Origin of the sequence: Peribacillus cavernae (assembly GCF_003989135.1) — a bacterium.
Classification (GTDB): domain Bacteria; phylum Bacillota; class Bacilli; order Bacillales; family DSM-1321; genus Peribacillus; species Peribacillus cavernae.
In genome coordinates this window covers 14,244-33,344 of record NZ_RYZZ01000012.1, presented here as the reverse complement: position 1 = coordinate 33,344, position 19,101 = coordinate 14,244, and the positions used below count along the sequence as shown (strand labels likewise).

Annotated in this window: 20 protein-coding genes and 3 pseudogenes; 14 read left to right on the top strand and 9 right to left on the bottom strand. The window is 40.3% G+C overall.

Going from position 1 to position 19,101, the window contains the following annotated elements:
• Positions 1–644: 644 nt before the first annotated feature.
• On the bottom strand, positions 645–788 hold the full coding sequence (locus tag ELQ35_RS22590) for a hypothetical protein (protein WP_185861728.1): 144 nt from the start codon (positions 786–788) through the stop codon (positions 645–647).
• Positions 789–1,144: 356 nt separating this feature from the next.
• Positions 1,145–1,630 (bottom strand): annotated as a pseudogene (locus ELQ35_RS10805) (transposase); the annotation flags it as partial.
• Between ELQ35_RS10805 and ELQ35_RS23090 the strand changes: the two are divergent.
• The 3 genes from ELQ35_RS23090 to ELQ35_RS23080 all read left to right on the top strand — a co-directional run bounded on the left by ELQ35_RS23090 (position 1,552) and on the right by ELQ35_RS23080 (position 2,938).
• Positions 1,552–2,256, top strand: a complete 705-nt coding sequence (locus ELQ35_RS23090; RefSeq protein WP_246026039.1) for a caspase family protein — start codon at positions 1,552–1,554, stop codon at positions 2,254–2,256. The pseudogene ELQ35_RS10805 and the gene ELQ35_RS23090 overlap by 79 nt on opposite strands.
• A gap of 131 nt (positions 2,257–2,387) precedes the next feature.
• Entirely contained in the window at positions 2,388–2,588 is a 201-nt protein-coding gene (locus ELQ35_RS23085) for a hypothetical protein (protein WP_246026038.1), read from the top strand.
• Between the two features lie 68 nt (positions 2,589–2,656).
• Complete coding sequence (locus tag ELQ35_RS23080; protein WP_246026037.1) at positions 2,657–2,938, top strand: hypothetical protein; 282 nt, start codon at positions 2,657–2,659, stop codon at positions 2,936–2,938.
• A 294-nt stretch (positions 2,939–3,232) separates the two neighbouring features.
• Here the strand turns inward: ELQ35_RS23080 and ELQ35_RS10795 are convergent, their stop codons facing one another.
• The 4 genes from ELQ35_RS10795 to ELQ35_RS10780 all read right to left on the bottom strand — a co-directional run bounded on the left by ELQ35_RS10795 (position 3,233) and on the right by ELQ35_RS10780 (position 5,639).
• Positions 3,233–3,859 (bottom strand): tyrosine-type recombinase/integrase, encoded by a 627-nt coding sequence (locus ELQ35_RS10795; RefSeq protein WP_126864851.1) that lies wholly within the window; start codon positions 3,857–3,859, stop codon positions 3,233–3,235.
• A 256-nt stretch (positions 3,860–4,115) separates the two neighbouring features.
• Positions 4,116–4,886 carry a DUF817 domain-containing protein gene (locus ELQ35_RS10790; protein ID WP_126864850.1) on the bottom strand — a complete coding sequence of 257 codons (771 nt, stop codon included), beginning with the start codon at positions 4,884–4,886 and terminating at the stop codon, positions 4,116–4,118.
• A gap of 41 nt (positions 4,887–4,927) precedes the next feature.
• Positions 4,928–5,149: a helix-turn-helix domain-containing protein gene (locus ELQ35_RS10785; protein ID WP_126864849.1), complete on the bottom strand. Its 222-nt coding sequence runs from the start codon at positions 5,147–5,149 to the stop codon at positions 4,928–4,930.
• Between the two features lie 10 nt (positions 5,150–5,159).
• Positions 5,160–5,639, bottom strand: a complete 480-nt coding sequence (locus tag ELQ35_RS10780; protein WP_126864848.1) for a DUF2975 domain-containing protein — start codon at positions 5,637–5,639, stop codon at positions 5,160–5,162.
• Between the two features lie 495 nt (positions 5,640–6,134).
• Between ELQ35_RS10780 and ELQ35_RS10775 the strand changes: the two genes are divergently transcribed.
• The 4 genes from ELQ35_RS10775 (at position 6,135) to ELQ35_RS10760 (ending at position 7,674) form a co-directional block, all read left to right on the top strand.
• Complete coding sequence (locus ELQ35_RS10775) at positions 6,135–6,425, top strand: hypothetical protein (protein WP_126864847.1); 291 nt, start codon at positions 6,135–6,137, stop codon at positions 6,423–6,425.
• 31 nt (positions 6,426–6,456) lie between these two features.
• Positions 6,457–6,591: a hypothetical protein gene (locus ELQ35_RS23740; RefSeq protein WP_126864846.1), complete on the top strand. Its 135-nt coding sequence runs from the start codon at positions 6,457–6,459 to the stop codon at positions 6,589–6,591.
• Positions 6,591–7,154: an isoprenylcysteine carboxyl methyltransferase family protein gene (locus tag ELQ35_RS10765; protein ID WP_221884961.1), complete on the top strand. Its 564-nt coding sequence runs from the start codon at positions 6,591–6,593 to the stop codon at positions 7,152–7,154. Before ELQ35_RS23740 ends, ELQ35_RS10765 begins: the two co-directional genes overlap by 1 nt.
• Before the next feature lie 223 nt (positions 7,155–7,377).
• Entirely contained in the window at positions 7,378–7,674 is a 297-nt protein-coding gene (locus ELQ35_RS10760) for an ArsR/SmtB family transcription factor (RefSeq protein ID WP_126864845.1), read from the top strand.
• 195 nt (positions 7,675–7,869) lie between these two features.
• Here the strand turns inward: ELQ35_RS10760 and ELQ35_RS10755 are convergent.
• Positions 7,870–8,462 (bottom strand): annotated as a pseudogene (locus tag ELQ35_RS10755) (formylglycine-generating enzyme family protein).
• 77 nt (positions 8,463–8,539) lie between these two features.
• Here ELQ35_RS10755 and ELQ35_RS10750 point away from each other — a divergent pair.
• The 3 genes and pseudogenes from ELQ35_RS10750 to ELQ35_RS10740 all read left to right on the top strand — a co-directional run.
• A complete protein-coding gene (locus ELQ35_RS10750; RefSeq protein WP_126864844.1) occupies positions 8,540–9,247 on the top strand; it encodes an SH3 domain-containing protein in 708 nt (235 codons plus the stop codon).
• A 1,168-nt stretch (positions 9,248–10,415) separates the two neighbouring features.
• Complete coding sequence (locus ELQ35_RS10745; RefSeq protein WP_126864843.1) at positions 10,416–11,135, top strand: YebC/PmpR family DNA-binding transcriptional regulator; 720 nt, start codon at positions 10,416–10,418, stop codon at positions 11,133–11,135.
• 62 nt (positions 11,136–11,197) lie between these two features.
• Positions 11,198–11,353, top strand: a pseudogene (locus tag ELQ35_RS10740) (WXG100 family type VII secretion target); the annotation flags it as partial.
• A 148-nt stretch (positions 11,354–11,501) separates the two neighbouring features.
• Here the strand turns inward: ELQ35_RS10740 and allD are convergent.
• Together allD and ELQ35_RS10730 are read right to left on the bottom strand one after the other, a co-directional pair.
• The gene (gene allD, locus ELQ35_RS10735) at positions 11,502–12,551 is read right to left on the bottom strand and encodes an ureidoglycolate dehydrogenase (protein WP_126864842.1); all 1,050 of its coding nucleotides are present in this window, start codon (positions 12,549–12,551) and stop codon (positions 11,502–11,504) included.
• 68 nt (positions 12,552–12,619) lie between these two features.
• Complete coding sequence (locus tag ELQ35_RS10730) at positions 12,620–13,294, bottom strand: GntR family transcriptional regulator (RefSeq protein WP_126864841.1); 675 nt, start codon at positions 13,292–13,294, stop codon at positions 12,620–12,622.
• A gap of 475 nt (positions 13,295–13,769) precedes the next feature.
• Between ELQ35_RS10730 and ELQ35_RS10725 the strand changes: the two genes are divergently transcribed.
• The 4 genes from ELQ35_RS10725 to ELQ35_RS10710 all read left to right on the top strand — a co-directional run bounded on the left by ELQ35_RS10725 (position 13,770) and on the right by ELQ35_RS10710 (position 19,088).
• Complete coding sequence (locus ELQ35_RS10725) at positions 13,770–15,212, top strand: aldehyde dehydrogenase family protein (RefSeq protein WP_126864840.1); 1,443 nt, start codon at positions 13,770–13,772, stop codon at positions 15,210–15,212.
• A gap of 20 nt (positions 15,213–15,232) precedes the next feature.
• On the top strand, positions 15,233–16,438 hold the full coding sequence (locus ELQ35_RS10720; protein ID WP_126864839.1) for a hydroxyacid-oxoacid transhydrogenase: 1,206 nt from the start codon (positions 15,233–15,235) through the stop codon (positions 16,436–16,438).
• Between the two features lie 87 nt (positions 16,439–16,525).
• Positions 16,526–17,734 (top strand): iron-containing alcohol dehydrogenase, encoded by a 1,209-nt coding sequence (locus ELQ35_RS10715; RefSeq protein ID WP_126864838.1) that lies wholly within the window; start codon positions 16,526–16,528, stop codon positions 17,732–17,734.
• Positions 17,735–17,789: 55 nt separating this feature from the next.
• Positions 17,790–19,088: an MFS transporter gene (locus ELQ35_RS10710; RefSeq protein ID WP_126864837.1), complete on the top strand. Its 1,299-nt coding sequence runs from the start codon at positions 17,790–17,792 to the stop codon at positions 19,086–19,088.
• Positions 19,089–19,101 lie beyond the last annotated feature (13 nt).

Below are 19,101 nucleotides of genomic sequence, written 5' to 3'. Positions count from 1 at the left end.
GCAGAAAGGTTCCCTCCTACTCGACCCACCCGAAAATTGTCGAAAGATTAATAGAGGCAGAGAGTGATTGATTTGGCTCTCTGTCTTTTTCCATAGCAATGTTGTGCCAGCCAATATTAACCTTACATTTCGCAGGTCTTGATCAGACTCTGACAATTTTTCAGAAATGCTTTTTTGCCATTTGACCCGACCATCTTTCCTTTTTTTCGCTGATTATTGATTATCGGCTCTTTTCGACAGCTCCGGGTAATTCCGGCAGAAAATCAACTCAGGCATTCACTTCATTCACTGCAAGAATATTATTTATCATTCGCCATTCATATGATCAAACGGAGTATGTTGTATGGGCCAAAAAAAAACAAAAATTCTGTACCGTCCATTTTAAAGTCAGGACCTTTCTATCATTTTCCGTGAAATGTACATTCTTTCCTTGTTATGTACGGTGTTTGTCAAGATAGTTGTCGCATTTTCCTTGTTTTGCTAGTGTGTTTAATTAATAGTGTAGCTACCGTGCTTCGCTTGGTGGCCTTCTCATAAAAGAACAGAACCATTCTGTTCTTTTATGAGAAGGGTAGAGTAGGTTCAAGCTCTGCTGAAGAAAAGTCATGTAATTCTATTTTTTTCATTTGCTTCTTTCATCGGATTTAATGCCACTGATTCGTGTGCACCCAGTCTCTTGTTTCGCGTGACCACCGTTCTGGATGTTTTAATTTTGCTTGTTCATATACTTCTTTTCGATTTTTGAGCACATCAATATAGACACCTGTATGGCACTGATCTGGTGTCACGAAATTTATCCCACTATGCAAATGCTCGCAGTTATACCAATGAACAAATTTCACTGACCATTAATATAGGGTGCCTGTCACCACCCGAATTCTCTTGTTTCACAACTTTTCGTTTCACGCGATTTCTTTCCAGGCGGAGGATTGAAAGAGTTTTGATGCTTTTACTTTCAGATTTAAAAATCGGTGTTTGTCAATATAGTTGTCGTATTTAGCTTGTTTAGTATTTTATTAAATATCCGTTTACTATCGTTTAGCTCCAAGTTCAATCAAGGCTACCGCGCTGCGCTTGCTGGCCTGGTGATTTGAGTCGAAAAGAAAAGCGTGCTTTCGACTCAAATCACCAGGGAAAAGGCGTATTATGATTTTCCAAATGCATCTGTTTGCCCCTCATCTCGCATTGGATTAAGCGCTACTTTTTCGTGTGGCGACCAATTCCTTGTGGCTCGTGCCCAACGCTCTGGATGCTTCGCCTTCGCTGCTTCGTACACGTCTTTTCGGTTTTCTAATACGGACACATACGCCCCAGTGTGGCACTGCACCGGTGTCACAAAATTGAGCCCACTATGCAAGTGAACCTCATTATACCAATAGACAAATTGCTGGACCCATTGCCTTGCTTTCTCGAGTGACACAAACCCTTTGTGTGGGAAATCCGGGCGATATGTAAGCGTCCGAAACATCGCTTCTGAATACGGGTTATCGTTACTCACACGCGGTCTGGAAAACGAGCTTTGAATGCCCAATTTCTCCAGTAAACCTAGGAATGTTGCGGCTTTCATCGGACTACCATTGTCGGAATGTAACACCAGCGGTTCGCCTTGGATTTCCGTTAGCCTCGTACGACATCTATCCTAACAGAGGGGGTATTTCAAGAAGAACTATTTTACTTTCTGCCTTAAAATCATTCTTCGAAACCGCAGTTGATACAGATATATTATTTCTATTTTGGGCTGGACACGGTGCATTTATAGATAATGAAGGTTATTTTGTTCCATTTTATGGAAATGTTTATTCTCCGAATATATCAATGATAAAAATGTCCGAAGTAAGAGATTTGATTGACCAGACCCCAGCTAAAACAATTTTATCGTTTTTTGATACATGCCATAGTGGAGCGATTACTCGAAATATTCAACAGGAAATGCATCGAGGATTAGAAGTAAAAGGATCAGGAAAGGTTCTTATTGCTGCATGTACTGCAAGTCAATATGCTGTGGATAGAGCGGGACATGGAGCATTTACCGACTATTTAATTCGAGGTTTAGAGGGAGAAGCTGCCGATAAAAATGGTGACATAGATGTATATAACTTATATTCATATGTTAGCAAAATGTTAAATGAGGAAATTGGAGATCAGAATCCTGTAATTAAAAGTACTCTTAATGGAGAGCCGTTGTTATTAAAAAGAACAATAAATAGAAGCGAACTGACTGCAGTAAAACTGCAACAAATACAATTGAACAGGTAAAATCTTCTGGATTAAGTTTCTGGCTTGGTCCAATAATAACCGATTACGATGAGTTTCATAGCAAAATTAAGGGTGAATATCAGATAACACTGATTAATCCTGACTCTAAAATTGAACAAGCTTTAAAGGACATGAGAGATAGAGATAAATATCCGTTTGCTATAAAAGATGAGGCAGATATTGTATCCATTGAAAATATTGACATCAGATCTACACGAGAAGGAACATACATTGTTGTAAACCTGAAAGGTACAGGGGAAAGCAATAACTCAATCTTTTCTGAAATGTCAGTTGGTGGAGGGATGGGTAAAACACTGACTCTAATGATATAGCAATGTTACGTATTAGACGCATATTATTCGGTGAAAAGGTTTTACCATCTGGTTATGGAGACTCTTTAGTGGAATCGATAATTAGTCATCCTACAAATGCAAAAATCCAAGTGATACCAAATATCATTTCGAGCTTAGTTAACCAAAAATACACACCTGAGAAAATACGAGTTATGATTGTAGGATCTCTTATTTTAACTGGTACAATTGATAAAATTGAAACTCTTTCACTTAAATTGGATAACGGGGTAATTACTAAAATTCACCTTATAGGATATCGTCCAAAATATTATTCCAATGTCGATCCCAAGAAAATTGAAGTTAATGAATCAATAAATATTTCAAATTAAGTATGTGGTTAATTTTATTTTGTATTTTAGAAATGGTTTCAGCTCTAAACTTGCTAACATTTTGCTAACGCCATCCCATAAAAAACGGTAATTCCCCGTTAAAGATATTACAGCCAACAATATCCAAAACGTTGATTTACCGCGCTTTTTGCACCTCTCGTTAACGATATTACACCCTCAAAGCTTACGGGCGGCATGATGTAATAGGGTTTTAAATCCCTTGATATATAGGGGTTTAACGAGTTTTTAGAAATAAATGCTCACCTATTTGCTCATCTAACATGTAAATATCTTTTAAAGTTGAAGGCCTCCCATCAGTTTACTGAACTGATGGGAGGCCTTTTCTTCCATGTTGTCAGTCATATGAGCATAGATGTTCATCGTTGTTTGAATATCTGTATGTCCGAATCGTTGTTGAATTTCTTTCAACCCCACCCCTGCTTCGATCAGCAACGATGTATGCGTATGCCTGAATGAATGCAACGAATAGGCTAATAACGAAAACAGCGTATAATCATTACTAAGTCCTTCAGTACGAGCAAGGGATAAGAATTTTACAAGCTCGCTTTTTTCTAGGAATTTCTTTCTGAGATTCTCCTTTTCAACTTCTTCAATAGTAGCTTGTTGTTTAGGAAGGCCATAATTTTCTGTAGGGTTCTGTTGTAACCATTCCGACTCAACAGCAAATTTGAAGATCATCCGGCCTGTAGTATGAATCCCATCCATATAGTTCAGCGAATACACTTTGCTCAGTTTATTTAAATATACTCGATACACAGACTTATTAATATTTTTTATTGGTGTGTTTTTCCATTGTTTGAGTAATACGTTAGATTCATTCGTTCTAGCCCTTACACTGCTCACTTTAGCTTGCGTTGCATAGCTTTCTAGCCACTTTTCTGCTAACGTATGAAAAGTCATATTAGAGTCTTGAACGAAATCTCCTTTAGAAATGTTAAATCACAAGAACCCCTAATAAATGCATTCCGGCAGTATTATCAAAAGCTATTTATAAAGAAAAAAGCATCAATTCGAACTTTGCTTTTTCCAATTTATCTTATTCGGAATTTTGTACGCTAGGAGAACTTCAACCTAAAAAAAGTCGAATTCCTTACTATTCTAAGGATCCGACTTTTTTAAAAGAGGGTTCTTAACAGTTATAAAAATTGACTAGTATCTATCCTAGTGGAATTTTTCCCTTAACCTGCTTTAACGTCGCTACTATAAGAAAGCTAACAATCACTAATAAGAGCCATGAACTCACCTTTCCTAGATGAACGAGACTCCATGCATCGGTTTGGTTTGGATATTCCCAAGCTCCAAAGAACGTTGCGATATTTTCGGCTATCCAAATAAAAAATCCGATGAGCACAAAAGAAAGTGCGAGTGGCATACGGTAACGAGTTCCATCAACCTCGTATGTGACCCATGATTGCAAAAAGACGATAATTACAAGTCCAGATAACCACCAACGAACGTCAATCCAATAATGGTGGGTGAAAAAATTCAAATAAATCGCAGCTGCAAGAGGTACAACTACCAAAAACGGTGGCCACCTAACCAGTTCAACCTTAAACCTTCTCCACGCCTGGCAAAGATAACTCGCTACACTTGCATACATGAATCCGCTATACAAAGGCACTCCAAAAACTTTGAAATATCCTTCCTCTGGATAAGACCAGGAGCCCATATGTACCTTGAAAAGTTCAAGAGCAAGTCCAATAAGGTGGAACAATGTGATAACCTTTAGTTCATCCCGTGTTTCAAGCCCAGAACGCATCATCCACCACTGCATCAGAAGGCAGATGATGAGCAGCCAGTCATACCGGGGTAGGAAGGGAAGTGGCATGATTTGTGTAAAAGCCAAAGAGGCAAAAATAACGACAGGAAACAAACATGATAGGGCCTGCTCCCAACCAAAACGAACGAGTTGTTTTAGTGCTCTCATGATTTGTGCCTCTCCTTTCCATGTTAAATATTCCTACTTTATTAATCTTGGGTGTCTTCATCACTTCGGTATTCTAAAATATCTCCGGGTTGACATTCTAAAGCCTTACAAATCGCCTCTAAAGTTGATAATCGAATCGCTTTTGCCTTTCCGTTTTTCAATATAGAAAGATTAGCCATCGTGATTCCAACCCTCTCCGAAAGTTCTGTAACGCTCATTTTCCTTTTAGCCAACATCACATCAATATTGATTATCATCGCCATTGTTTTCACCTCAGACCGTTAAATCATTTTCTGATTTTATAGCGATAGCATTTTTTAATAGGTTTTGAAGAACAGCGGCAAAGACTGCAACCACCATGCAACCAAAAATAATGACCATTCCGATTAGTATAATACCTGGGGCATCGTCTAACTCTGCCATGAGATATAAGAGTGGCATAAATACCACATATAAGGCACTGATGGTAATGGCACAGTATTTGATATACTTTAAAGACTTTACAGATAATTCCGAAAACGACTGGTTCTTGTCAATATAGCTTAAAAGTTTTAAAGTCTGGTACAATGCAACGAAAAATACTATCGCTGTTACATACAACCCGATTAAAAAGGGATATTGCAAAAAATCTAACTTTGGATTTAATTCTGCAAAATATTCAGCTATCCCAGGTAGCAAAAATATACACAAAGCAAGGACAGGAAGTCCCATAAGAACAACAACGAACTTTAAAAAGAATGTTTCTCGTTTCATAAAAAGCACCTCACCTATTTATTATTAATTTGGTTTTAACACACAATTTATCGTTTTACAATAAGTTATTATTGATTTTTATTATATTATTGTTGTTGTAGAAATATCCTTTTAATTTTAGACAAGATAAAAAGCATTCCTCATTACAGGGAAATGCTCTATAACTTTAAACTATTCAAAATGTGGAAGTTAGCTGATGAGGACAGATTAGTTCCATCAAAACTGTTGATTTGGAGATTTTCTTTTGATTCTTATTTATTAATTAAGAAGCTAAATGGGAAATTAATCATATAGAGACCTAAAGTGGAAATAGGTAAAAAGCTTTACTCTCATCGTATTGCCTTCTTCAATCCAGTTCTGCACAGACTTACTTTACCATGTTCAATAATGTTCAATATTCATTTAACAAACGCCACAATTAATAATCGCTGCTCAGCGGCATATAAAAAACCATGTTATGCTAGTTAGTGTAATCATTTAACGAGGAGTGCTATTATGTCCTGCATTTTATCAGTCGGAACGGCAACACCACCCCATCGGCTCGATCAGAATGAGACGATGGCTTTTGCAGGGAATTTTTTTAAACGTGATTTTGCTGATATTAAACGGCTTCTAAAGGTTTTTGAAAATGGTCAAATTGAGACGCGTTATTTTGCCGCGCCACTTGAGTGGTTTACAGAGGAACATAGCTTGCAAGAGAAAAATGACCGATACATAGACATGGGTTTATCAATAAGTGTACAAGCAATAAAAGACTGTCTTAACAACCGAAACATTCGCAGTTGAATCACGGGATATTTTGCGTAGATTTGGCAATATGTCGTCGCCAACCGTTATATTTGTGCTAAAACGATTCCTTGAAAGAACGATACCCAAGGGTGACTATGGATTGGCTGCGGCGCTTGGACCAGGATTTAGTTCGGAATTATTACTATTAAAGTGGGGCTCTTGATGATGCTGTTTTTTTACCTATTTTTTTCCTTTGTCGTTGCCCAGAGGTTGATCGAATTGGTCATCGCACGCCGAAACGAAGCTCAGATGAAAGCAAAAGGAGCATTTGAAGCTGGACAAAACCATTATAAATGGATTGTGCTCATGCATACGGCATTTCTTATTTCCTTATTCGGCGAAGGAGGACTTCTTGGAAATGGGCCAGTCCAATGGTGGTATATACCCTTTGCTTTATTTATTGTAACGCAATGCTTGCGGATTTGGAGTCTTGTTTCACTTGGACAATTCTGGAACACAAAGATTATTATATTACCAGGGGCAAAAGTCGTTGCTAGAGGTCCTTATCGGTTTATGCGACATCCAAACTATGTAATCGTAGCGACAGAAATTATCGTCATCCCGCTTATTTTTCAAGCCTATATAACAGCTATTGTTTTTACCATTCTAAACGCAATTGTACTTTCCTTTAGGATTCGGGTAGAGGAACAGGCCTTACAACAGGCAACAAATTATTATGAAACCTTTAGCAAACGGCCACGGTTTTTCCCGAAGGAGACAAAATGAAGATGTGTATTCTTAGTATTTCATAAGGATCAATCCATTTTGCATACTGCCATGCAAAAGGGCCTTTTTATATGGTGAAAGTTGATAAAGAAATCACCCAAATGCAAATTTTTTTAAATATATGATTTAATATTCCTTGAGTGGAATATTCCTACTGGGTTATATTTTTAATGAAAGGAGAAATAATTTATGGGCGAACACAATACAACAACTTTGAACGCACTTGCCGAGTCAGTCCACCAGGTTTCAGATTGTAGAGCTTTTACGCAATGGCTCCCTTACTGTAGGTGAAATTGCAGAACAGCTAGATCTTCTTCAGCCTGCAACATCCAAACATCTCCGTGTACTAAATCAAGCAGGTCTGGTTGAAGTGGAAGCTTTAGCTAATCGACGGATTTATAAGCTTAGGCAGCAGCCTTTCCAGAATCTCGATCACTGGCTTGAATCGTTTAAGAGAGTTTGGGAGGAGAGGTACGACCGGATGAATGATTATTTGCGTAAACTGCAGGAAAAAGACTGAGTCCATAACATGAAGCAGTATCAAAAAAGTACGGCAGGAGGAATTGAAATGTCAGAACAAAAAGCTGTAAACAGTCTCATATCAAGGGTAGAGGGCCAGGAACTAATCATGGAGCGTGAGTGCTTCCTAGTTATTTCACTCTTGTTATCCGGTAGTTGAGCTGTAAAACCTCGAAAGTTTGCTTGTTTGTAGAAGTCAAAAAGACTGGGCAAGACGGAATCCATCTATGCAAAATGACGGATGGCTACGACGACGACACGAAGCCCCACAACCCCTGGCCTCTTCAGCCCAGCTACCTCCTCGGAAAATTCAGTAGGAGCCCACACTTGTTCATCATATAAATCCCAACACCACTCCCAAACATTCCCTAACATATCACACAGACCCCATGCATTCGGTTCCTTTCTTACTACTTCATGGATTTTGCCTCCTGAATTTTCGTTATACCAGGCAATCTTATCAAGCTCTCCGTATCTATAAGCAGTAGTTTCTGCTTTACATGCAGATTGCCACTCTGCTTCTGAAGGAAGTGGATAACCGTCTGATTCCCAATCACAAATAATGTTTTCACCACCATTAATTATAGAATAACACTCTTTCAGTCCAGCATTCTGTGAAAGTAGATTACAAAAAGAAATTGCATCATTCCAAGAAATATTCACAACCGGTTTTAGATCTCCGTCAAAAGGATTAGGTGATTTTTTTGTAAGCGCATAGTATGGACTCATACTTACAGGATACCGGGCAATAAGAAACGGTCTTATTTCAGCTTTCCATTTGCTTTTTATTCTATCGTCTCAGCTAGACAGAAAATTTAAGGTCAAGTACACTACAGATACTACTAATTATAGAAAAGAGGCCCGATATGCGACGTGATATACAACCGAATGAACGAGCTTTCTCTTCCAAGGAAGTGGCAGAAGAAGTGGGGATTGCAACTCCCACTGTTCGAAAGTATGGCCAAATCTTAGAGCGAAATGGATATGAGTTTTTGAAAGATGGCGATCGACGTATCTTTGTTCAATCTGACATCGTAGCGCTTATAGCGTTACGCGATACGGACAAGCCCTTAGACGATACAGCTAAAGACCTTGTATATCAACAAAAAGAAAGATTAGAAGGATCCAATGAAACAGAGATAGCAATACCCGATACATATGGAAATTTACCCCACGACGCCAATCAATTAAAAGAGGTCTTAATGTTTTTAGTCAATGAACTCGCAGCCACACGTGATATGAATGTCCAACTGACAAACGATATGTCACAGCTCAAAACAACGGTTTCCCGACTCCAGCAAGATCATCATGTTATAAGTTCTAGTATTGGAAATTCAACGCAAAAAACTAATGCTAAAATTGAAAAATTAACTGAACAACAAAATACCCATTACGAGACATTGCTGCAACAAGAAAAACAAAAAAGTGAACTCTTACAAAAAGAAATACAAAATATGCGGGACGAACAGAAAAAAGAATGGAGTTCACAAAATGATTTTAATAAACGTTTAGAAGAAGCGATACAAAAACCTAAAGAAAAATGGGGGGCGCTTTTCTCCATATTCCGAAAATAAGGTGCCTGTTAAGGTTTTTTTGCTTATCTGTGTAAAGATTTGTGGAAGCAAATTATTGATGTATAAACATTTGATAAATCTTCATTTAAATATATAATAGAAAGGAGCTGATCGGTTCTTTTTTGTGTTTCGTATCACTGGGCGATATAACATGCAAATAAATCCACAGAACCTTCGTCTTTAATAGAAAGGGAGGTCCGATATGCGACAGGATATACATCCGAATGAATGAGTATCCTCTTCCAAGGAAGTGGCAGAAGAAGTGGAGATGCAACACCCACTGTTCGTAAGCATGTGTAAAACTTAGAGCGAAATGGATATGAGCTGTAAGGAGATGGCGATTGGCGTATCTTTGTTCAATCCGACATCGAAACGCTTATAGCGTTACGCGATACGGACAAGCCCCTAGACGATAGAGCTAAAGATCTTATAAGTTCTAGTGTTAGATAATTCAATGACTATTTAAACCTCAGGCAACCAAATAAAATGTAGAAATTCCTTTGTCCGACTATTCGGATCCACCATTTTTCAAATTTCAACAATTTCCCGAGAAATATCTACAAATTCTGAGTAGATATCGACAAAATTAGAATAATATACAATAGCCATAGGATAGAAGAATCTTTTATGCCCTTTTTTTAATACACAACTCCATATTAGTTAAATCCCAAATTTAATAACTCGGAGGTATGAAAATGAAAAACAAATTTATGAAATTAATAAATAATCCAAAAGTACAAAAAACAGTAAAAGAAAAGGTAATACCCTTGGTGAAAAAAGAAATTGAAAAGAGAAAAACAAATAATAAATCGTAATTCTTAAAACGAGTCAATGCGACCTAAGATGTCGTTTTGACTTTTTTTTTGAGGATAACCATCGATAGAGAGTAAGTTTCCTCTTCCTTTTTATGCTAATTGTATCTACTCTCATCATTACACAGTTACATGGGAACTGCCTGTCTTTTTTGATTATTAAACTCGAAACAAATTAGGCAATTAAGGTATAATATAATCTAGTGAATAAGTGCAACATCTTTAATTAGTATTGTTTGTAGGCAATATTAAATCGTAGCGAACTCTTTATAGTTATTTGGCAAAAGTGTTGAAGGAGCAGCTTATTTCATATTACTAATATTGTGTAGAATCAAAATTGAAAGTGAGTGTTCTTTATGGGACGTAAGTGGAACAATATTAAAGAAAAAAAGGCGTCAAAAGATGCAAATACGAGTCGGATATATGCAAAGTTTGGACGCGAAATTTATGTGATAGCTAAGCAAGGTGAACCAGATCCAGAATCAAACCAGGCTTTAAGAGTCGTACTCGAGCGTGCAAAAACGTACAGTGTACCGAAAACGATTATTGATCGTGCGATTGAAAAAGCGAAAGGCGGTTCAGAAGAAAGCTATGACGAACTTCGTTATGAAGGCTTCGGACCAAATGGATCCATGGTAATCGTAGATGCACTGACAAATAACGTGAACCGTACTGCATCCGATGTGCGTGCTGCTTTTGGTAAAAACGGTGGGAACATGGGCGTTAGTGGATCTGTAGCATATATGTTTGATGCGACAGCTGTCATTGGTCTGGAAGGTAAAACAGCAGATGAAGTGCTTGAATTATTAATGGAAGCAGATGTAGACGTACGTGACATTCTTGAAGAAGATGAAGCGGTTATCGTTTATGCCGAACCTGACCAGTTCCATGCAGTGCAAGAAGTATTCAAGAATGTTGGTATAACTGAATTTACCGTTGCAGAACTAACATTGCTTGCGCAAAATGACCTAACACTTCCAGAAGACGCACAAGCACAATTTGAAAAAATGATTGATGCATTAGAAGATTTAGAAGATGTCAGGCAAGTGTACCACAATGTGGATTTTAGTGAATAATACATGAGAGCAGATCTTTGTTATATAACAAAAGGTCTGTTTATTTAAATTGTTCATTATAATATGGCACGGAGAGTGGTAATGTTACAGAATTGGTGAGCCGTTTGGATCAAATGAGAGACCACTTGAGAAGCATTTGGGAAGGTGCTTCCAGCGATGCGTTTGCTCAGCAATATGAAGAACTGAAACCTTCTTTTGTGCAAATGTCTACCTTGCTGTGCTTTGCCTGTTCTTCTTCCTTGTACCTAAAATCAGCAAGGAGGCGCTGAAGAGCACGCCACCGACCGAATATAAGGCAAAATAAAATAAAAGGCACGCCCCCGGCAGAATCTCTCATTCTGCCGGGGGTGTGACTTTTTTTCGGGATTACTTTGCGAAGGGATCTTTGTTTCCGTATTTATTGCTATGAATGACGTCAGAAATGAGATAGTTATATACATCATCTACAATCTCAATCCCATTCTGTTCACTCTCGATTTCTCTTAGCGCACTCCCCTGGCCCGGGTATGAAACCTGTTCGAATCCCGGTGCAGGTGTTATGTTGTTTAAATCAGCCATTGTCTGGGAGATGTTTTGTTTAAAAGTCTCCAAATCCGTAAAGAAGGCAGGATTAATAACAATATGAAGCTGGCCCAGATCACGGCCTTTGGAAAGATCGCCATAGAGAGGAGAAACACGGTTACCGAAAGGCAGGCCCAATAGAATTCCTGATAATATGTCGACCATCATCGCCAGCCCATATCCTTTTGCGCCGGCAATCGGCAATAAACCGTTGACTTGAAATGGATCGGCTGTCGGCTCCCCGTGCTGATCGACCGCCCAGTTATCCGGAATGGGCTCGTTTTTTGAACGGGCATCGAGGACTTTCCCCCATGCCTTTACAGTGGTAGCCATATCGAACGTGATCATTTTCTGATCTTTCCCCGGAGCCGCGAAGGCGATCGGATTTGTACCGTAATAAGGCTCCGCTCCGCCAAACGGGACGGCCATCGGATCAGCCTGACAAACAGAAAGGCCTATCATTTCTACTCTCGCAGCTTGTTGGACAAAGTAGGAAAGGGCACCGCTGTGGGATATCCTTTTTACTCCGACAACAGCAATCCCAGTTTCTTTCGCCATCTTGATTGCTTCATCCATCGCCTTTTTTGCCGCTACATGTCCCGAACCATTATCACCGTTAAACAGGCCTGCACTTGGTCCCGTCTTTTCAAAACTGAAATCAGGATTGACATTGATTCCACCTTTGGCGATTCTCTCAGAGTAATATTCCACACGGATTGCCCCGTGCGAATGAATTCCTCTCGCATCCGCATAGACAAGCACATCAGCTACACCATCAGCGTGCTCGACACTAAGTCCAGCATTGTGCAGTTTTGTTCTGATTAAGTCTTTTAATTTTTCTTTTGTAACGTTCAAACTAAGGACGCCCCCTTTTGCTAAAATAAGTACAAATATATGAATAAAAAACTATACCAAAATAACTTCTATCTATTTTCTTTTTTGTCCCTTTCCAATAAGCGGCTTTTGGCATCTTGAATGTGATTGGCAATAGCCCTCTCGGCGCGATATGTGTCACGTGTCCGGATTGCCTCGATGATCTCCCAGTGCTCCGCGGTTGTCTCCCTTTGGTCCACTATTCCCTTGAGATGATAAAAACGCCCGATATGAAGGTGGCAGTGCATGCCTTCGTATGCTTCGGAAAGGAACGAGTTCTCTCCCCTGTTCATCATTGAGTAATGGAATTGCTGATCTAAATGAGTGAAATGGAGTCCTTCCTTATTGGACGAAACGACGTTTATTGAAGACATTTGTTCTGTTAGCCGGGACATTTCTTCCGTAACGCTCAGGTGATTGGAACGGATAATGTTTCGTACAGCATGAGTTTCCATTAAAATGCGGGCTTCCAGCATTTTCGTCATACTGTCATCATCTAAAGTGTCACTGACACGATATCCCTTGTTTGGTTCGGAGACGACTAATCTTTCAGAATGCAGACGAGACAGAGCCTCCCTTAGAGGAATGGCACTTATATTGATTTCCCTGGTTAAGTGGCTGATGTTGATCTTTTGTCCTGGAGATAAACGCCATCCAAAAATCATCTCTTTTAACAAATTGTATACATACTCCGTTGTCTCGCCTCTTTCTTTTTCCCTGATCACGGAAATCACCTTTTCTTCTTACATTTGGTTTCTAACAAAAAGTATATACAACTTTTCCTAATGATTCTAGTCAATCATTTCTATAGAGAGGATGTTTTATGGTTGCAAAAACTTACAATATTTTGCATGCTGATCATAAAATCATATATTATTTTTCGAAAGTGACTTCAAACTATGTATGGAACTTACCTTGGGGAAGAACGGAAATTTTATTTCACATACAAGGAATATTCCCTTACTTATAATGATTATAGCCATATTACTAGTATTTTTACAATTTATAATATTTACAATTGATGTACTTCATGCTATATTGTTTTGAAAATCATATATTATTTTTAATAGAACGATTTTTTATTATTCATATTAGGAAAAGAAAAGAAGAAGATGTAAAGAAGGCGTTATCAAAGCAGAAATATATATGATTTTTGGAAATAATGACTTTTTCATATTCGCTAACGAGGAGGAAATGGTTATGAGTACGATAGAAAATAGGAAAAGCAACTTTTATGGTCATTTTATAAATGGGCAGTGGATCTCTGATCACAATACAATACCTGTTTATAACAAATACACTAGAGAAGAAATCTCACAGGTCGGCAATGCTTCTCGTAAAGTCGTTTCGGATGCGATCACCAATGCGTTTGAAACCTTTCAAACCAAAAAGTTAGACATGAATCAGCGCTATGAAATTTTAATGCGTGCAGCGGAAATCGCAAAAGAGCGAAAAGAAGAGTTGGCTTCGCTTCTTGTACAAGAAGTCGGAAAAGTATTGAAAGATGCCCGGGGTGAAATCGATAGGGGTATTCAAACGTTGATTGCATCCGCGGAAGAAGCCAAACGGATTGCCGGTACAGGCGTTCCTCTCGGTCAACCTGGAAATGAAAATAAAATGGCTTTTACAATCCGCGTTCCTGTTGGGGTCATTGGGGCTATTACTCCATTTAATTTCCCGTTTAATCTCACACTACATAAGGTAGCGCCGGCGTTAGCGGCAGGGAACACAGTGGTACTGAAGCCTGCTGAAGCAACTCCGCTAATTGCCTGCAAGATTGCCGACATTTTGGCAAAAGCGGGATTGCCTGCAGGGTTCCTTAATGTGGTTAACGGAGCAGGCAGAGAAGCGGGTCAGTTTCTTTTGGAAGATGAGCGTGTTGCGATGTATACATTTACCGGAAGTCCGGGTGTGGGCCGCCAAATTAAGAGCAGTACTGGGATCCGCAAGGTCACTTTGGAGCTGGGGAATAATTCTCCCAATATTATTCATAAGGATGTCCCCGATCTAGACAAGGCGGTTGAACTGTGTGTGACGCGTGGTTATTCGAATGCAGGGCAAGCCTGTATTTCCGTACAGCGAATCTATGTCCACCGCGATATTTATCAGTCGTTTGTCGAGAAAGCAGAGAAAGTTGCCGCGTCTTTAAAGGTCGGCGATCCAACAGATTCCGCGACAGATATTGGACCGATGATTTCGGAAAAAGAAGCGAAGCGGGCAGAAGAGTGGATTCACGAAGCTGTTCGGCAAGGAGCAAAAGTCGTTTACGGCGGGAAAAGACATGATGCTATTATTGAACCGACTATTTTAGTAGATGTGACGGCAGAAATGAAAGTGGTCTGTCAAGAAGTATTCGCCCCTGTCATTAACATTATTCCTTTTGATGATATTAAAAGGGCTTTCGAACAGGCTAATGATTCGACATTCGGACTGCAGGTTGGCCTGTTTACGTCCGATCTCCATTTGGCAATGCGTGCAGCACAGGATCTTCACTTTGGCGGTGTGATTATCAATGATGTTTCCACATATCGTGCAGATGTAATGCCTTATGGCGGTGTGAAGGACAGTGGAGTTGGCAAGGAAGGCCCTCACTATGCCATTCAAGAAATGACTGATGAGAAACTTGTCGTTATCAATTTATAACAGATGGAGGTAAGAAATAGATGAGAAATACATGGGATTTTTTCTCTACAGAGAGAATTGTGTTTGGAAATGGAGCAATCCAACAACTGGATTCAATTCTTCAAAGGCTAAAGGCGAAAAACGTTTTGTTGATTACCGATCCTGGAATCAAACAGGCAGGGATTGTCGACAAAGTAGTAGCTTTGTTGGAGCAAGCAAATTATCATACAGTGGTTTACGATCAGGTCGTACCGGAGCCGCCGGTAGAATCAGCGATGGACTGCTATAAGTTTGCCAAATCCCAAATGGAAACGGATGCAGTCATTGGCCTTGGCGGAGGCAGCAGCATTGATATGGCGAAGGTTGTCTCATTACTGGTAGCCTACGGCGGGCATCCGCTGGATTATTATGGCGGTGAAAATCAGGTACCCGGGCCGATAGCACCTTTGGTAGCAATACCTACAACGGCAGGGACCGGTTCAGAAGTGACTTCAGTAGCCGTGTTGACCGATGTTGAAAATAACTTAAAAGTGGGAATTTCGGATAATTTCCTACGCCCAACGGTCGCTCTTGTTGATCCCGAGCTAACAGTAGGACTTCCTGCGTATGTAACAGCTTGTTCAGGAATTGATGCGCTGGCCCACGCGATTGAGGCCTATACAGCAAAGCCTTCTTCTTATATCCAGGCAGAAGGAAATATCCTCTTTCAAGGCTCCATGCCGATCAGTGATGCACTTGCATACCGGGCCATTGAGTTAATTGTTGACAACCTGGCACTTGCTGTCCAACAAGGAAGCAATCTTGAAGCCCGTTCCAATATGCTGCTCGGGAGCCTGCTTGCCGGGATGTCTTTCTCAAATGCCGGAACAGCGGCTGCTCACGCATTAGCTTATCCGATTGGAGGGCTTATCAAATCACCGCATGGGGAAGTGACAGGTCTCTTGTTGCCATATGTGATGGAATTTAACACAGGAGTAGAAACAGAAAAAATGGTCAAAATTTCTGAGGCATTTGGCATTAACTCAGAAGGTCTATCCAAGAAGGAAGTCGCTTTGGCTGCATCCACGGCCGTGTTGAATTTGCTTGAGGAAATAGGACTGCCCACGCATCTTTCAGAGATTGGAATCAAAGAAGAGGATATACCCGAAATCGCAGAGAAAACGTTGCAGATCGATCGCCTGGTACGTAATAACCCTCGGGTCCCTACCCAACGTGGTTTGGAAGCATTGCTTCGGAAAGCTTTATAATAGGCTGTTATTTTAGTAGTTCGTAAGAAGCGGGCAAATAATTATCCGGTCTGAATCTTAGAAAAATAGTGTAAGGAGTTGCAAGCTATGTCATTAATGCCTTTTACCTATTTTATGCCGACACGAGTGGAATCCGGTAATGGAATAGCTGAGAAAACGGGAGCAATGGTTAAAGAATTAGGTGTTTCTAGAGTATTGATCGTAACAGATAAAGGGGTGAGGTCAGCCAATCTTTTAACAGGAATCGAGGAATCACTCCTGGCTGTCAACTTGGATTATGAAATTTATGACGAAGTTGAGCCGAACCCATCTGCTGAGACGATTCGAAAAGGTACCGAGTTTCTCAAACAATATAAATGTGATGCGGTGCTGGCTGTAGGCGGAGGCAGCAGTATTGATACAGCTAAGGCAATTGCTGTGATGGCGGTTAATCCAGGTGACATCCTTGATTATGAAGGAGTGGGTAAGATCAAGATTCCTCCACTTCCAATTATCGCGATTCCGACGACCGCAGGAACGGGAAGCGAAACAACGAATTCAACAGTGATAACCAACAAGGAAACTTCCTTTAAATTAGGCGTCCTTAGTTCCCATTTATTTTCAAGGCTGGCGATCCTCGATCCGGCCCTTACTTTACAGCTGCCTCAACAAATTACAGCGGCGACAGGAATGGATGCCTTAACCCATGCGATTGAATCCTATACATCCAAGGCGGCTAACCCTGTTAGCCAGGGTTACGCCATGCAGGCGATTAAAATGATTGGCGAGCATTTGCCAAGAGCTTATTTTAGGGGAACGGATATCGAAAGCAGGGAAAAGATGCTTGTCGCTTCGATGCTTGCTGGAGTAGCGTTTTCCCAGTCGCGCTTAGGAAATGTGCATGCTATATCTCATACGTTTGGCGGCGTCTTTAATATCCCGCATGGAATTGCGAATGCAGCCCTATTGCCTTTTGTTATGAATTATAACTTGCGAGCATGTGCCGAGCAATATAAGGATGTTGCAATCGCTTTAGGAGCGGATGTAAGCGGCTTATCCGAAATGCAGGCGGCCGAGAAGGCGATAGAGACTGTCGTTCAAATGAATCAATCAATGAAAATTCCCCTCAATATCAAGGATTTGGGAGTCTCCTTGCAGGTGCTGCCGAAATTGGTGGAGGACTCAATGAGGAGTGGAAATGTATTCGTAAATCCCAGACTTACAAAATCTGGCGATATTCAATCGATCATTGAAAAGGCTTATCACGGTAATCTAGAAGATAGCTACTATGAACGCAGTAAAACTAGCGTATTTTGATTACAGGTTTGGAAGTGAATTCAACCTATAAACTGTTAAAATTAGAGGTGAACATATGAAAAAGACAAACGGAAGATGGTGGGTAGTTGCACTTCTATTCGTTGCCACAACAATTAATTACATGGATAGGGCGATTCTTGGGATTGCAGGTCCTTCAATGATGAAAGATCTTTCCCTTTCAACTGTTGAATTTGGAATCTTAGGTTCAGCATTCTTCTGGTCGTATGCCTTAATGCAAATCCCGGTGGGGATGATCGTTGACAAGTTAGGGGCGCGGCTAACGTATTCCATCGCGATTGTATGGTGGTCTTTATGTACGGTATTCACGGGTTTTGGCCGCTCACTTGGTGCATTAATCGGAATTCGTGTCCTAATGGGAATAGGAGAGGCTCCCGCGTTTCCAACGAATACACGTGTAATCTCAGATTGGCTGCCTCCACACGAACGAGGCGTTGCGAACGGAATCTTTAATTCTGGAACGGCAATTGGGATCGGAATTACAACACCGGTACTGGCATGGATTATTGAGAGCTGGGGCTGGCAAACGGCGTTTGTCGTAATTGGATCGGTCGGGTTTATTTGGCTGGCATTCTGGTTGTTCTTTTTCAAAGACCGTCCAAGCCAAAGCGCCATTGCTAATGAAGCAGAGGTAGCTTATATCGAAGATGGACAAACAGATACGAAAGATGTACCAGTTGTCAACATCTCACCATTTAAATTTTTGAAATATAGAAATGTATATCCAATGTTATATGGCTTGTTTGCGCACAACTATTTGACTTACTTAATGATGACCTGGCTGCCTACCTATCTTGTAGTCGAAAGAGAAATGACACTTCTGAAAGCAGGCTTCTTTACAATGCTACCTTGGATTATGTCTTTCCTTGGAAATATACTTGGCGGCATCTTATCAGACCGTTTGATTAGAAGAGGATGGAACTCGATCAAAGCAAGAAAGACGATATTAGCGATCGGGATGCTCTTTCCGTTAGCGATTATTCCAACTATCTATGTTGAAAATGCGATTGCGGCGCTTATCCTGATTTCGATTGCTATTGGCGGCGAAGGCCTGGCGGCAGGTATCTTATGGGCGACCGTTGCTGATGTGGCTCCGAAGGGTGCGGAAGGAAAGCTTGCCGGTTTACAAAACTTCGTAGGTAATCTGGCTGGATGGCTGGCTCCTGTAGCAACAGGAATTTTAGTTTCTCAGTTTAATAATTTTACAATTGCGCTGATCATACCGGTAGTCATTTGCGGAATTGCATCTGTGGCATACACATTCTTTATGAAAAACCAGAGGATATCACTCGACGCAGACATTGGCAAAGGAAATAATCTTGCAAGCGGACTGTAACGAGCTAACATAA